Annotated in this window: 15 protein-coding genes; 7 read left to right on the plus strand and 8 right to left on the minus strand. The window is 60.7% G+C overall.

Features of this window, described 5'->3' with window-relative positions; translation table 11 throughout:
• The first annotated feature begins 9 nt into the window (after positions 1-9).
• The 5 genes from AC3A6M_RS19370 to AC3A6M_RS19390 all read left to right on the plus strand — a co-directional run bounded on the left by AC3A6M_RS19370 (position 10) and on the right by AC3A6M_RS19390 (position 2,404).
• On the plus strand, positions 10-453 hold the full coding sequence (locus AC3A6M_RS19370; protein ID WP_487854359.1) for a DUF411 domain-containing protein: 444 nt from the start codon (positions 10-12) through the stop codon (positions 451-453).
• A 197-nt stretch (positions 454-650) separates the two neighbouring features.
• Complete coding sequence (locus AC3A6M_RS19375; RefSeq protein ID WP_487854442.1) at positions 651-893, plus strand: DUF2933 domain-containing protein; 243 nt, start codon at positions 651-653, stop codon at positions 891-893.
• Positions 880-1,548: a methyltransferase family protein gene (locus AC3A6M_RS19380; RefSeq protein WP_487854360.1), complete on the plus strand. Its 669-nt coding sequence runs from the start codon at positions 880-882 to the stop codon at positions 1,546-1,548. Before AC3A6M_RS19375 ends, AC3A6M_RS19380 begins: the two co-directional genes overlap by 14 nt.
• Positions 1,549-1,583: 35 nt before the next feature.
• Entirely contained in the window at positions 1,584-2,015 is a 432-nt protein-coding gene (locus AC3A6M_RS19385; protein WP_487854361.1) for a hypothetical protein, read from the plus strand.
• 20 nt (positions 2,016-2,035) lie between these two features.
• Positions 2,036-2,404, plus strand: a complete 369-nt coding sequence (locus tag AC3A6M_RS19390) for a DUF5676 family membrane protein (protein WP_487854362.1) — start codon at positions 2,036-2,038, stop codon at positions 2,402-2,404.
• A 45-nt stretch (positions 2,405-2,449) separates the two neighbouring features.
• Here the strand turns inward: AC3A6M_RS19390 and AC3A6M_RS19395 are convergent, their stop codons facing one another.
• Together AC3A6M_RS19395 and AC3A6M_RS19400 are read right to left on the minus strand one after the other, a co-directional pair.
• The gene (locus AC3A6M_RS19395; RefSeq protein WP_487854363.1) at positions 2,450-4,822 is read right to left on the minus strand and encodes a heavy metal translocating P-type ATPase; all 2,373 of its coding nucleotides are present in this window, start codon (positions 4,820-4,822) and stop codon (positions 2,450-2,452) included.
• 111 nt (positions 4,823-4,933) lie between these two features.
• Positions 4,934-5,425 (minus strand): cation transporter, encoded by a 492-nt coding sequence (locus AC3A6M_RS19400; RefSeq protein ID WP_487854364.1) that lies wholly within the window; start codon positions 5,423-5,425, stop codon positions 4,934-4,936.
• Positions 5,426-6,424: 999 nt separating this feature from the next.
• Here AC3A6M_RS19400 and AC3A6M_RS19405 point away from each other — a divergent pair.
• A complete protein-coding gene (locus tag AC3A6M_RS19405; RefSeq protein ID WP_487854365.1) occupies positions 6,425-7,312 on the plus strand; it encodes a hypothetical protein in 888 nt (295 codons plus the stop codon).
• A gap of 2 nt (positions 7,313-7,314) precedes the next feature.
• The gene (locus AC3A6M_RS19410; protein WP_487854366.1) at positions 7,315-8,163 is read left to right on the plus strand and encodes a hypothetical protein; all 849 of its coding nucleotides are present in this window, start codon (positions 7,315-7,317) and stop codon (positions 8,161-8,163) included.
• 93 nt (positions 8,164-8,256) lie between these two features.
• On the opposite strand, the gene AC3A6M_RS19415 is transcribed toward AC3A6M_RS19410, so the two are convergent.
• Genes AC3A6M_RS19415 through AC3A6M_RS19440 form a run of 6 tightly spaced genes read right to left on the minus strand, consistent with a single transcriptional unit; the run spans position 8,257 to position 13,115 of the window.
• Entirely contained in the window at positions 8,257-8,526 is a 270-nt protein-coding gene (locus tag AC3A6M_RS19415) for an HGGxSTG domain-containing protein (RefSeq protein ID WP_487854367.1), read from the minus strand.
• Positions 8,516-9,187, minus strand: coding sequence for a hypothetical protein (locus AC3A6M_RS19420; RefSeq protein ID WP_487854368.1), 672 nt, complete (start codon positions 9,185-9,187; stop codon positions 8,516-8,518). The genes AC3A6M_RS19415 and AC3A6M_RS19420 overlap by 11 nt, the downstream gene beginning before the upstream one ends.
• The gene (locus tag AC3A6M_RS19425) at positions 9,177-9,770 is read right to left on the minus strand and encodes a hypothetical protein (RefSeq protein WP_487854369.1); all 594 of its coding nucleotides are present in this window, start codon (positions 9,768-9,770) and stop codon (positions 9,177-9,179) included. The genes AC3A6M_RS19420 and AC3A6M_RS19425 overlap by 11 nt, the downstream gene beginning before the upstream one ends.
• Positions 9,760-11,910 (minus strand): DUF927 domain-containing protein, encoded by a 2,151-nt coding sequence (locus tag AC3A6M_RS19430; protein ID WP_487854370.1) that lies wholly within the window; start codon positions 11,908-11,910, stop codon positions 9,760-9,762. The genes AC3A6M_RS19425 and AC3A6M_RS19430 overlap by 11 nt, the downstream gene beginning before the upstream one ends.
• A complete protein-coding gene (locus AC3A6M_RS19435) occupies positions 11,907-12,830 on the minus strand; it encodes a toprim domain-containing protein (RefSeq protein ID WP_487854371.1) in 924 nt (307 codons plus the stop codon). The genes AC3A6M_RS19430 and AC3A6M_RS19435 overlap by 4 nt, the downstream gene beginning before the upstream one ends.
• A gap of 9 nt (positions 12,831-12,839) precedes the next feature.
• Complete coding sequence (locus tag AC3A6M_RS19440; protein WP_487854372.1) at positions 12,840-13,115, minus strand: helix-turn-helix transcriptional regulator; 276 nt, start codon at positions 13,113-13,115, stop codon at positions 12,840-12,842.
• Positions 13,116-13,141: the final 26 nt, after the last annotated feature.

Below are 13,141 nucleotides of genomic sequence, written 5' to 3' on the forward strand. Positions count from 1 at the left end.
GAGAACGACATGTTCATCGAAAAATTCAGAAATCTTGCGGTCGCTGCTCTGATCGGGCTGCCGATGCTGGCGAGCGCCGCAACCCAGGCTGTCGAGGTGTACAAGAGTGCGACCTGCGGCTGCTGTGAAGAGTGGGTCAAGCACCTTCGGGCCAATGGCTTGCAGGTCAATGCGCACAATGTCCCTAACCCGTCCGATACGCGCGAGAAGATGGGCATACCGGATCGGCTTGGCTCATGCCACACCGCGGTGATCGGCGGGTATGCAATCGAAGGGCATGTGCCCGCCGCCGAGATCAAGCGCCTGCTGGCCGAGAAACCCAAGGCGAAGGGTCTGGCCGTGCCGGCGATGCCTGCCGGCTCGCCCGGGATGGAAGGGCCGACGCGCATGCCGTATGACGTGCTGCTGGTCCGCAATGATGGCAGTACTTCGGTGTACAAGCACTACGAGTAAGAACAGAGCGAGGCTGCTACAGCTCGTCGACGCTGCATACGGTCGTCTGTAGCTTCGATGAGCTGTAGCGTTGAATTCCTTGGCAGTTCTGCGACTTGACATCCCCGACGTGGCAAATAAAGTGTAAATATGCGCCATGCATTTGTATCAGGGGGGATGCCATGTATCAAGGAACCCATCACGATCCGGCTTCAAAAATGGCCGGCCGGACCAAATGGGTTCTGGCTGGCTTTGTTGCGATAGCGCTTTTCTTCCTTTTGACCGAACATCGAGCGCACCTGTTCGGGGCGCTTCCTTATTTGTTAGTTTTTGCCTGCCCGCTCATGCATTTGTTCCACGGCCATGGACACCACGGCCACGGCGGGCAGCACACGGACTCTGATCGAAGCGACCTGGATCAGCGACCGCCGGTTCCAGGAGTAGGCCATGAGCCACGGTGACGCGCCTGCATACGGGCTATGGGGCCTGGTCATCATGAATTCGCTGGTATTCATCATCTTTGCGTTCAGTTTCGTGCATCCGCAAAGTGGGCGCGACTGGCGGTCATTCGGCGCCTTCTCGGCCTTTCTTGTCGCCCTGTTCACCGAAATGTATGGCTTCCCCCTGACGATTTACCTCCTGCTGCCCTGGCTGACCCAGCACTTTCCCGGCATCGACTTTCTTTCGCACGACGCCGGGCACCTGTTGGAGACGCTGACGGGATGGAAAATCAATCCACATTTCGGCCCATTCCATATCGCCAGCAACATCCTGATCGTGCTCGGGTTCATGCTGCTCGCGTCTGCGTGGGACGTGCTCTACAAGGCACAGCGTGCGGGCACGCTGGCGGCCAGCGGCCCTTATGCACGGATTCGCCACCCGCAATACGTGGGCTTCGTCATCATCATGGTCGGCTTTCTGCTGCAGTGGACCACCCTCGTGACCTTGGTGCTGTTTCCGGTCCTGGTCGCCATGTATGTGCATCTGGCGCACCGTGAAGAGCAGGATTCGATCGCCGCGTTCGGCAATGCATATCTCCAGTACATGCACGACGTTCCGGCATTCGTGCCGCACCTGCGGCGGCCGGCTGCGGGACAGCGCGAACGTCACGGATAAACAAGCAAGAACAACTCATCGAAAGGAGCACGATCATGCTGAGCAAGACTATCCCTTCAATCCGCATCCTTGCCGGTCTCGCAGTGGCGGCCAGCTTGGTGGCCTGCGCCACGCCGGCTGGCGATCAGGATCAGGATCAGGATCATGTTCAACATCACCCGGCGCAATCCGCCGACGGGGCGACGCCCGCATCGCCTGGCGGGTCCGCCGCCCAAGGTGGAATGGGTAGCGGTGCGATGATGGGCAGCCAGGGTGGCTGCGGAATGATGGGTGCGAACACGACGGGAAACCAGGCCGGCTGCGGGATGCAGCATATGGACAAGGATGCGATGTGCGCAATGTACCGGAACATGCGTGACGCCCCGAATGAGCAGGCTCGGCAAGCGATGATGGACCAGAACATGAAGGCCATGTCACCGGAAATGCGCCAGCAGCATATGGAGATGATGCGGCAGCAGTGTCAATGACGGCGCGGTGAAGGAAGCGCATGCTGCCGGCGGCAGGGCAAACCCGCACGGGCTATCTCTGCTTCATGCGCGCCGTTCTTCCTGAGGGGGAGAAGGAGATGAAACCGCTACAAACCGGCCTGGCGCTGTCAGTGACCGTCGCTGTCTTCTATTCGCTTTGTGCGTTCGTGGAGGCACTCTGGCCCGCGCAGTTCATGGGATTCATGAACGCGCTTTTCCACGGAATGGACTTCCGCCCGCTGCAGACAGCCGAGTTGCACCCCTGGCTCGACTATCTCTATGCATTGGTCGTCATGGCACTATGGGCCTTTGCGATGGGGACGTTCTTTGCGGCCTTGCACAACGCCCTCGCACACCTGCATTTCCACCGCCCGCTCCGGCACGCATAGCCGGCATGCGCTTGCCGCATCCGGGACCAGCCGGTCCCGGACAAATCACTTTGCTGTGCCGCGCAGGCGAAGCGCGTTTGTGATGACGGACACTGAACTCAAGCTCATCGCCAGCGCCGCAATCATCGGCGACAGCAGCCGTCCGGTGAAGGGGTAGAGCAAACCTGCCGCCAGGGGAATCCCGAGCGCGTTGTAGACGAAGGCGAAGGCCAGGTTCTGACGCATGTTGCGCACCGTCTCCAGCGACAGCAGCCGTGCGCGAGCAATGCCGCGCAGGTCGCCCTTGACCAGGGTGACGTGCGCCGAGTTGATGGCGACGTCGGTGCCGGTCCCCATCGCAATGCCGACATTGGCCTTCGCCAACGCCGGCGAATCATTGATGCCATCACCGGCCATGGCGACCATCTTGCCTTGAGCCTGCAGGCGCTCCACCAATGCCAGCTTATCCTGGGGCTTGACCTCGCCATAGACTTGCTCGATGCCGAGTTTTGCGCCGACCGATTTTGCGGTAGTGAGGCCGTCGCCAGTCGCCATGACGACCGTGATCCCGGCCGCTTTCAAGTTGGCCAGGGCTTCTGGCGTGGTTTGCTTGACCGGATCGGATACCGCAACAAGCCCCAAAAGCTGCCGGTCAGCCGCCAGGTACATGACGCTTGCGCCTTCGAGTCGTAGGCCTTCCGCCTGCTCTGCGAGGGGCCTCCAGTCGATCTGCTCGAGATCCATGAGCGCCGTGTTGCCGAGAGCGATACGCTTGCCTTCGACAACGCCACGCACACCGATGCCGCTGGACGACTCGAAGGCCTCCGGCTTTGCCAGTACCAGACCACGACTGCGTGCCTCGGCAACGATCGCATGGGCCAACGGGTGCTCGCTGCCCTGGTCGATGCTTGCGGCAATCCGCAATACTTCCTGGTCGTTCCCGCCTGGAGCTGCGACCGCCGAATGGAAAGCGGGCTTGCCCTCGGTTAGCGTTCCGGTCTTGTCGACGATCAGCGTGTCGATCCTGCGCATGCCCTCGATGGCCGCGGCATCACGGAACAGGATGCCCTGCGTGGCGCCACGGCCGGTCGCCGCCATGATGGACATCGGCGTCGCCAGTCCCAGAGCGCATGGACAGGCGATGATCAGCACCGAGACAGCATTGACGAAACCGTACACCCAGCTCGGCGCCGGCCCGAAGAAGCCCCAGCCCAGCAGCGTCAGCACGGCAAGCAGCACGACAATCGTCACGAAGTAGCCCGCGACCACGTCGGCGAGACGCTGCATCGGTGCGCGCGAGCGCTGTGCCTGGGCGACCATTTGTACTATCTGTGCCAGCATTGTCTGCGATCCGATCTTTTCCGAACGGACGATCAGGCTGCCGCTGGCATTGATGGTCGCGCCGATCACCTTGTCGCCCGGGCGCTTCGTCACGGGCACCGGCTCGCCGGTCAGCATGGACTCGTCCACGGCGCTTTCACCTTCGAGAACGACGCCATCGACGGGTACTTTTTCCCCCGGGCGCACACGCAGCGCATCGCCGACGTGCACATGGGTCAAAGGGACGTCTTCTTCGGTGCCATCGGCATTCATGCGCCGCGCTGTCTTCGGCGCCAGGCCAAGCAGCGACTTGATCGCGGCCGATGTCTGCGACCGCGCCCGTAGCTCCAGGATCTGCCCCAGCAGCGTCAGCGAAATGATGACTGCAGCCGCTTCGTAATAGACCCCGATGCGCCCATGCATGGCGAAGGTTTGGGGAAAGAGTCCTGGCGCGACGGTGGCGACCACGCTGTAGCCATAGGCCGCCGAGACGCCGAGTGAGATCAGAGTCCACATATTGGGGCTGCGGTTCTTGAGCGATTGCACGCCGCGTGTGAAGAAGGGCCACCCGGCCCATAGCACGACCGGGGTGCTCAGCACGAACTCGATCCAGCTTTGCCCCGGCAGTCCAGCCGCGAAAATGCGATGCCCGGCCATCGCAAGCACGGTGACAATGACGGTCAGCGGCAGGGTCCACCAGAAGCGGCGCTTGAAGTCGACCAGCTCAGGGTTTTCTTCTTCCTCCAGCGACGGCAGCACTGGTTCGAGCGCCATGCCGCAAATCGGGCAGTTGCCGGGCTGTGGCTGTCGGATCTCAGGGTGCATCGGGCAGGTGTAGATCGTGCCTTCCGGTGCCGCCGGAGCCGGCTCGGGCTTGGCGTCGACGTACTGCTGGGGCGCCACCCGGAACTTGTCCATGCACCTGGTACTGCAAAAGTGGTAGGTCGTCCCTTCGTGCCGGATCTCCCTGGCGGGGTCGGCACCGACTTTCATCCCGCAGACCGGGTCGGTGAATGGCTTGTCTGCGGTACCGTTGCCGTGGTGGCTGTCGTGGCCAGATCCGTGGTCGTGGTGATGCGACAGGTCGTTCATATTGGAATCTTCCCTGATCTCGTTCATCGAACTTCGCATGCATCTTCGTACGTCTAAGTGCCGCGATTTGACTGATGCCCTAGGGCTGGACAGAGACGAAGTCGAAGTGTGCCGGTGGTGTCCGGCACATACTCTTCCTCAGGCCTTCACTACGTGGCTCGCCGGATACCCGGCGGAAGTAACCGCGCCAACGATCGCATTCGCCGCTTCCGCGCTTTCAACATGGACCAAACGGTCTCTCAGCAGTACTTCAACTTTTGCGTTTGGATCCAGAGCCTGCACGGCACGGGTAACCCGAACGGCGCAACCGCCGCAGGACATCTTTTCTACCTTGAGCGTGTACATAGCGTACCTCCTGTCTGATCGCTTTGAATGTACTCTAGACCTTCCTATTGTTGGAAGGTCAAGCCCAATATGCGATGGCGTCCGGCGCAAGTGTACGCTGCCGAGCATCGGCAACTCCATCGGGTCGAAAATCTTCACCTCGGCGCCGAAGTGCTCGAGGATGCGCGCCGCCTCGTAGGACAGGAAGCGGCCGAAGGAGCGTTCGCGCAAGAAGCCGTACAGCAGCAGGATGCGCGGCGGATGATCCATGTCGCCTGTCGGTGCAAGTTTCTCGACCGTCGCCACGTCCAGCAGCGCCGGCCTGATGTTGGGGCGTCACCGACGCCTCAAGGTGCGCCGCCGGATACAGCCAGCACAACGGCGGCGTTGAGGCGCACCCATGACTGGCACGCGATCCTGATCAACTGCTACGATAAGGCTCAGCATCTCCTGAGTAGCGCCCCGATGCCAGCATAAACATGGCGCGGCAAACCACGATGAGGAATGAAATGATAAATGACCGATATCACGATTTCGATCAAGCACTTCTAGCTCAACTCCGCGCTGGCCGTCGCACTATGCGCGAACTGGACACAGATGCAAGCGGCCTGCGCGAACTCGTATGGCCGCTCTGCACGCGCGGTTTACTGAGCCGGCCGGTGCCGCCCCCGCGCCTCATTCAAGAGCGTTTGGTGGCTCTGCAGGAACAAGGGGTTGTTCGCTTCGACGGACGCGCGTGGGAGGTTATTCGACGCGCGTAGTCCAGCTCACCTGCGGGGGGCTCGTACACATCGAAAAATCATAGCGATCATCGCCTTCGGTCGCGGGCTTTCAATGTGTTGACCAGTTGATCGGCGACCTTGACGTAGCCCATCCATACGATTCGAGCGGGTCAAGTAGACCTCGTCAAGGTTCATGAAGCGGCAAGACGAAATGTCGACGTGTCGACGTGTCGAACGTGTCGAAGAGAAGATCGTGGATCTCTGGTTGTGACCGGCTCAGCATATTAGGTAGGGCCAGATCCCAGTAGCGAAGGAACGTTTGACACATTCGACACTTTCGACACGCTCGACACAGGCTGCTGATAGCGGAAGCAGGCGCGCGAGATGACTTCAGCCGCAATTCATGACCCAGGTCGGTTTCCAGCTACGGTTCAATTGAGGAGCGTAAGAGCCCCGTTGATTAATGAGGCGGCGGGCTTGGGTAATACACGATGATGCGGCATGGGACAATCTTAGCGTATGATCTCAGACGCCATGATGAGTGATGGTTTTAGAAGGCTTCTACGTGCAAAGGACATATTAGATGGCGACTGCTGGCAAGGTTCACGGAAAAGCATCGACTGATCTCGAAGTACTTTCCTTGATCGGCGAAGCCGAACTGCTGCGCGGGAACCATGTGCATCGGGTATGGCGAGGACAAGTCGGCGCCCCCGGTATGGCCCGCGCCAAAACGATGATAATCAAGTGGCTGGACAATCATCTTGCTGTTTGTGCCGAATTCGCGTGCGCCCTTGCTGCCGGAAGTCTTGAACTGCGGGTACCTGCACCGGCCATTATTGTGGCACCCCGCGAATTCGTTCACGGCATTCCGGCGGCTTTCCAGGCCAGTGAAGTCATACTCGTTGGAAGTCAGTACCAGACGCCTGATCCTTTTCTCGCAATGGCTACTCACGGGAACCCTGCGGTGGAAGAGTACGTGTGGAACAAGCTGTGTGCCAGCGACATGGGGCCAGCTGGCGCAGCTTGGGATGAACTCGTGGCAAACGATGACCGCAATTATGCGAATACCATCTTCGATGGATCCGCTTGGTGGCTCTTCGATCATGATCGTGCGTTAATGCAAGCAGGACCTTTCAGCAAGAGTCCGACAGACGCCGCAGTGCGATTGACCCTGAAGGAATACCGCGCGAAATTCAATATTCTCGCGTCTCAGATGGTCAAACGCCTTCAATCGAATCACGGAATTTCGGCCCAACCAGCTGAGTTCGAGCGCAAGAAGGCAGCGCTTTCGATGCTCGCTCAGGCGGCTAGGAAATGGGCTCATCCTGACCCAAGAATACAAGCGATCTTCGACACCACTGCTATACTTATAACGGCGATCGAGTTACGCCTGCCAGCCCTCGCGCTACATATTGAAGCCCGCATTAAAGCACCCAGCGCCGCAGATTTATGGAAACAGGATTCCAAATAAATATGAACGTTCCGAAAGTTAGCGCTCGATTTTCCCCTGTCTTCTGGGAGCCGATGGCAGGTAGCGCTGAGCGGATTACAGCGTTGTTAGCCATAGAGCCGGAGCCAGGCCAAACGCATCTAATACCAGCGGCACACTTGATCCTTCCATTCAAGCGTCTCAAAGGTATCTTTGGTCCAGCTCGCGGAAGTTCAGCGTTCGGCATACTGAACGAGGTAGCAGAATTTATGACATCCCGTTTGGCCGCTGGTCTGACTTTGGAGGAACTCGATGCACCATTTTCTGGGTTCACGGTAGGAAAAGCTCGAACCATTAGAGCCTTCTCGGAAGAACAACTCTTGTCGGGAGCCCTGCAGATGGTGTCGGCCTTCGGTGACATTGACGATATCCTGGAAGACGACACCTTCGTAACACGCTCGACTTCGACGACTTCAGCTTTCTTAAAGCTTGTTCAGAGTGCGTTTTCGCATGATATTAAAGATCGGCGCAGTCGTTTCTTCAAGTCGATAGAGTCAAATGGCGCGAAGCGCGTAATGATCGATTACGCTTACAAGAAATGGCTTGTGCAATTTGCAAGTCTGCCTTCAACCGTTGGTCAGGCACCGTATGTTCAACGTGAGGCGGAGAGTAAAATTCTAGAATTGATCACTGCTCGAGACTTCGTCGAGTCGCCAACGGAAACGATGTTGATTATTAACCGCCAGCCAATTACTCAGGCCAGCGAGGATATTGAAAAAATCGTGGCCGAGGCGAATGAATCATTCCAGTGGTTTGCACATCACTACAAGCTCCACTCGGTCGAAGTCAACTCGACGGCCGCAGCGGTAAACGCTTTGGAGAACCTTTCTTAGCGGCCGCCAATCAACAGATTTGGTCGACCTTGACCAAGGCGGAAATTTATCTATTGTCGTTAGCCGTTGTCTGCCACACTACAGGCGCCCAGCTCAACAGGAGCTGGGTAATTTGTTGATCAGTTCCCTCAACGATTTCAGGATCGCCCGGGCTTCACGCTTTTGAGCCAGGGCTTCCCGCGTGTATGCACCACTTTTGAGAGCCCGCTGATTGCCGAGAGGTGCTCCAAGGCTGGTTCCACCATGCATACGGCAGCGCTTCTTTCCTTGGACGGGCGGTGACTTGCACGGCGCGCCAGACCGCGTTCGCGCGCCACAGCGAGGTGCCTGATCCGATTGCATGGGGTTGATTTCACTTTTCATCTTTACCCCCGGTCGACGAACGGTGACCCCCGGCCTGCACTGAGCCGGCTACGACGGCTTGGTCGGCGTTCACGTTAATGTGCTGCACGGTCACCGTCTGCTGGCCACCGTTCTGCAGCCGGTGCAGCGTTGCCAGCGCCTGCTGGAATACACTCATCATGCGAGCAGCGGAGTTCACCAGTCGCGCGGTCTCGACCGGATTGTCCTGCTCTATGGCGCGGTCCATCAGCTTGAAGGCAGCGGCGTGCGCAAGACCAGCTTGGTGGGCGAGCATCTTCGTCAAGGGATCGCTGGACGCCGTTGCGGCGGCGGCATCGATCCCGAGGGCCAGGACATCGAGACGGCTATGCGCCAGCATCTCGGTGCGTGCCAGCGAGGCAGCCAGGGCCGGCGTGTCCGGGGTCGCAAGGGTATCGCGTACCGCCCAGCCACCGCGATTGTGCGGCAGGTCCGCTTCGTCCGGCACTACCTCGCCCGCGACGATGGACGGCAGTACGGTCGGTTGTAGTTCCACCAGGGCTGCGGCGTCGTGGCAGGTGGCTTCCACTTGAGACATCGACGCCTGTTCCGGGTATCCCGCCGCCTCAGCAGCGGCAGCGGCTTTCTGCGCGATCTGTGCCTCCTGCTGCAGCGAGACCGCGCGCTTCAGGTTATTTTTCATGATGCCCCCGCGAGAACGTCAGCACATCGACGAAGAGCAGCTCGTCCGGGTGCACCGGCTGAGCCACGACCCAATCCGCGGCCGCCTTGGCTGCCGCGTCGAACTCCCATCCTTCGACCGTGATCAGGCGCCACACGACGTTGATGGTACGGCGCAGTTCCTGGGCGCGCTCGTGGTCCCCGGCTCGGGCCATCACATCCACCAGGACTACGTCCGGTTCAAACAGCGCCAAGAGAACTTTCTTCTCCGCCGCGGTGAGCAGGGCGCAGCATTTTCCCTGTGTCGATCGTGTCGATCGTGTCGATTGGGGCGATACGCTCGACGTCGACGCAGTTGGCATGGCGGCGCGTGGTGGTGCCGCCTCAGGAACGTCCCCTTGCGGGGACGATGCGCTGTTGAGGCCAGTATTTTCGGTCAGATCGGGCAGGCGTGAATCGACACGGTCGACACGTTCCGCCACCTGGCCGAAGCGAGCACTGGCCCGGGCAGGGGGCGCGGTCGGGAGGAAGTCGGCACGATCGACACGATCGACACCTGGTTTGGATGTCTTCGTGTCGGCCGGCTTGAACAAATCAGTCCACATGACCGTCCTCCCACATCTTGGCGGTGAACTTGTAGACCCGGGTCTCGCCCATGCCCGGCAAGGATTTCTTCACCAGCGATTTGCCGTCCTTGGCCGCCTCGAGCCAGCCTTCTTCGATCAGTACCTTGGTCGCCGTGCGCGGATTGAAGCCGGCGCACACTTCGCGCTTGTACACTTCCGGCAGGACGTAGTATTCGTCCTGTCCGTTCACCGACTTGCGGAAACCGGCGCGGTTGGAAACTGGGCGTTCGTTGATGTAGTCCACATCTGCGAAGCGCGCCTCGCCATGCGTCTCGAAGTACGCGCGGACTGCGGCCAGGATCATGGTGCATTCGCTGTTCCCGGCGCCTCCACGCTGATCGAGCCAGGCCTTGAAGCAGCCGGCTGCAGCGTGAATTGCTTCACCGGGTTCCCAGCCGGTCACGCGGTACTCGGTGGCCAGCTCGCCAGCGGCTGCCATGATGGCAAAGCGGGCGCAGACGCGGGCGGCCTGGCCGCCAGCACCCTCCGGCAGGTATTCGGCGATGAAGCCATTCATCGCATCCTTGATCTGCTCGGGCAGAACGGCGAGGTCGATGGTCAGGGCTTCGATGTACGCCAGCGCGGCGGTGCCGTAGTATCGTCGCGTCGCGTCCTTGAACGCGTTGGACAGTTGGCCACCGCTCTCGAATCCGTGCACCTCCTCGAAAACGCCATAGCCTGCGCCAGCGTCGGCCGGGAGATCGATCAGACGCACTTCCTGTCCGGCGCGCGCCGTCTTGCCACCCTCGGTCATGTGCTGCGCCAAGCCCACTTCGCCCGAGCTGAGGAACAGCAAGCGCCACGTCTTGCGTGGGCGCGTATCGCCCTGGCGGTCCGAGCGCGCCTTGCCGATGCCGTTGCCGATCATATACGCGATGGTTCCGGCTTCCTTCGGGTCGAGTTCACCCATCTCGTCCAGGACCAGCAGCGTGTCATTGTGCACGGTGGCCAGTCCTTCCAGGCCGTTTCCCGTGGCGCGCCAGGTCTGGATGTAGCTCGGGCCGCCGAAAACGGATGCCGCGACACCGAGCATCGTCGTCTTGCCGATGCTGCTCGGACCGACAAAATGGACCCCGCCAGAGTCCTGCCCAACGAGTTCAAGCAGCGGGGCAGCGAATGCCGCGCTCAGGGAGAGCACGAGTCGGCTGTTGCCTACGCAGAGGCGTGCGACATGCTCCTGCCACTGGCTGAGCGTGCCGAGCTGCGCGTAGTGACGCGAAGCCTGTACCGACTGGTACAGGACCTTTTCGGTGCAGGCGCCCAGGGTACGATCGGGCAGCACGAACACTGACTGGTACCAGCCGGTCTTTTGCAGTACGCGACCACGCGCCGTCGGCTTGCAGCTGGTGATGTAGGCGATCAGGTGGTGGCGAGCCTGCTGGCTTGGGGCGATTTCCAGTCCCTGTTGCGCCAGGTCCTTGCGCAGCTCTACGCCGTCACCGACCACCATGGTCATCGGCATGACCGACTCGTGCACAACACCATCGGCATCCGGGAACTCGAGCACGCAGCCCCAGTTCTCCGAGACAGGATCACGCACCAGCGCGGTGACACACAACTTCGAGCAGACGAACAGCACTTCCGGTTTGGGCTTGTCGACAGAGGCAGGATTGCGCCAGAACACGCCTTTTTCCGTCACGAAATAGTCGCGCGGGATACCGTTGGGCTGAACCATAGACGTGGTGCCGGCTTTTGCCTTCGGCACTTGGGCCTCAGTGATGTTTTCCTCGTGGCCGAGCACCTCGAACTCCGTTTCTTCGCCGTCGATAGCGCTCGTGCTACCGATGCGGTCACGTTCGTTCTCGACCTCGATGTCCAGCATCGCCACGCGGATGTTCAAGCGCTTGGATTCCTTCTTGCGGACCTGCTCATACTCGACCGGCGTCATAGCGGCCAGGCGCTGGACTGCGAGCGCAATGGTCTCCGGTGCTTCCGCGGCATCGGCATCATCGGCGTCATCGGCGGCGTTATCCGACGGCACCTCGGCCAGGGTACCGAAAGAGCCGGTCACGTCGTCCACCGGGACTTCGTCGTTCGCAGCGACCGGCTGCGCCTGCTCGATGCGTTCCTGGATCAATTCAGGATCGCGCAGATCGTTAAAATCGGTGCACGTTTTCATTCGGCGTCTCCGTTGAAAGCTTTCGGGACAGCGATCAGTCCGCCGACCGCGCGTGCGGCTTCCGTAGCTTTGGTGAGTCCGGGGTTGCCGGAAGTGTCGCGGTCATCATCGGCGCACAGGATGATGCGGACCGTGGGGAATTTCGCACGCAGTTCCAAGGCAACGGGCAGCAGGTTGCCGCAGTCGAATGCCACTGCGACGGCGTAGCCGGTTGCTTCGTAGACGCTGACGCCGGTTGCGAAGCCTTCGGTGATGCACAGGGTGTCGACCAAGACACCCATGGCGTAATAGCAGCCACGCTTCCGGCCGCCGGACAAGAAATCCTTACGGCCATCCGGCGCGATCGCCGCGAGGCTCCAGATTTTGCCGGTCGCGTCGCGCATCGGGATGATGAGCGAGGACACCGGCGTGCGATCACGCTCGCCGGTGTCCGGGTCGATGAAACCCTGCGGCCAGGCGATCACACGAGCGCCGTGCGCCGCGATGTCTTTGGTCTCGAGATACGGATGCTCAACGCAGGGCTGGGTCCGCTGCCAGAGCGCCGCCGCACGCAGCGCTGCCTGCTCGTGACGTGCGCGCTCTGCCTCGCCCTGCGCTGCCTTGGAAGCAGCGATATTGGCGCGGAAGGCAGCCACTTCCTCGGGAGTCATCTTGGTCGACGATTTCGCGCTCCACGACTGGGTTTCGCCGGTGACCCAGTTGCCGGCACGGCCAGCCAGCATGCCGTCCGAGTGCAGCACATACCAGCCATTGCGGCGTCCGCGCTTGTCTTTTTCGAGGGGCACGCGATGCAGGATGCCGTCGGGTTCGGCCTTGAAGTCTGCCTGGAAGCCCAGGCCGACCGCCATCAGCTCGAACTGGTCGATGCCGTCGTGGTTCTGGCTGCTGCCGGTTTTCTTCTGTTTGGAGGTGTTCTTCATGGTCACCCCTTAAGCGGCTGCGATCGTCAACGCACGGCGCAGCGCACCCACGTTCCAGGCGGTGACGCGGCCTGCCAAGCGGATCGGTGCCGGGATACGACCGGACTTGACGCCGCGCCAGACGGTGGCGGCCGAGCAGCCGAAGAGGCCCTGCACGACGGGTTGGCGCACGTTGGCCGAGTCGGGCAGGTCGTCGAAGTACTTGAGGGCGGTGGGGATGCGACCCTTATCGGAGCCTTTGTCGGATGCTTCCGACTCGTGAGCCTGGATGACTTTTGCTGCCATGGTGTGTCTCCTTGTGATTGAAAACA

This window comes from Telluria sp. Soil_C_11 (assembly GCF_057657395.1).

Excerpts from the sequence above, each read along its gene's own strand:
- AC3A6M_RS19370 (WP_487854359.1), top strand. The coding sequence starts at position 10 with ATGTTCATCGAAAAATTCAGAAATCTTGCGGTCGCTGCTCTGATCGGG.
- AC3A6M_RS19375 (WP_487854442.1), top strand. The coding sequence starts at position 651 with ATGGCCGGCCGGACCAAATGGGTTCTGGCTGGCTTTGTTGCGATAGCG.
- AC3A6M_RS19380 (WP_487854360.1), top strand. The coding sequence starts at position 880 with ATGAGCCACGGTGACGCGCCTGCATACGGGCTATGGGGCCTGGTCATC.
- AC3A6M_RS19385 (WP_487854361.1), top strand. The coding sequence starts at position 1,584 with ATGCTGAGCAAGACTATCCCTTCAATCCGCATCCTTGCCGGTCTCGCA.
- AC3A6M_RS19390 (WP_487854362.1), top strand. The coding sequence starts at position 2,036 with ATGCTGCCGGCGGCAGGGCAAACCCGCACGGGCTATCTCTGCTTCATG.
- AC3A6M_RS19395 (WP_487854363.1), bottom strand. The coding sequence starts at position 4,822 with ATGAACGAGATCAGGGAAGATTCCAATATGAACGACCTGTCGCATCAC.
- AC3A6M_RS19405 (WP_487854365.1), top strand. The coding sequence starts at position 6,425 with ATGGCGACTGCTGGCAAGGTTCACGGAAAAGCATCGACTGATCTCGAA.
- AC3A6M_RS19410 (WP_487854366.1), top strand. The coding sequence starts at position 7,315 with ATGAACGTTCCGAAAGTTAGCGCTCGATTTTCCCCTGTCTTCTGGGAG.
- AC3A6M_RS19415 (WP_487854367.1), bottom strand. The coding sequence starts at position 8,526 with ATGAAAAGTGAAATCAACCCCATGCAATCGGATCAGGCACCTCGCTGT.
- AC3A6M_RS19420 (WP_487854368.1), bottom strand. The coding sequence starts at position 9,187 with ATGAAAAATAACCTGAAGCGCGCGGTCTCGCTGCAGCAGGAGGCACAG.
- AC3A6M_RS19425 (WP_487854369.1), bottom strand. The coding sequence starts at position 9,770 with ATGTGGACTGATTTGTTCAAGCCGGCCGACACGAAGACATCCAAACCA.
- AC3A6M_RS19430 (WP_487854370.1), bottom strand. The coding sequence starts at position 11,910 with ATGAAAACGTGCACCGATTTTAACGATCTGCGCGATCCTGAATTGATC.
- AC3A6M_RS19435 (WP_487854371.1), bottom strand. The coding sequence starts at position 12,830 with ATGAAGAACACCTCCAAACAGAAGAAAACCGGCAGCAGCCAGAACCAC.
- AC3A6M_RS19440 (WP_487854372.1), bottom strand. The coding sequence starts at position 13,115 with ATGGCAGCAAAAGTCATCCAGGCTCACGAGTCGGAAGCATCCGACAAA.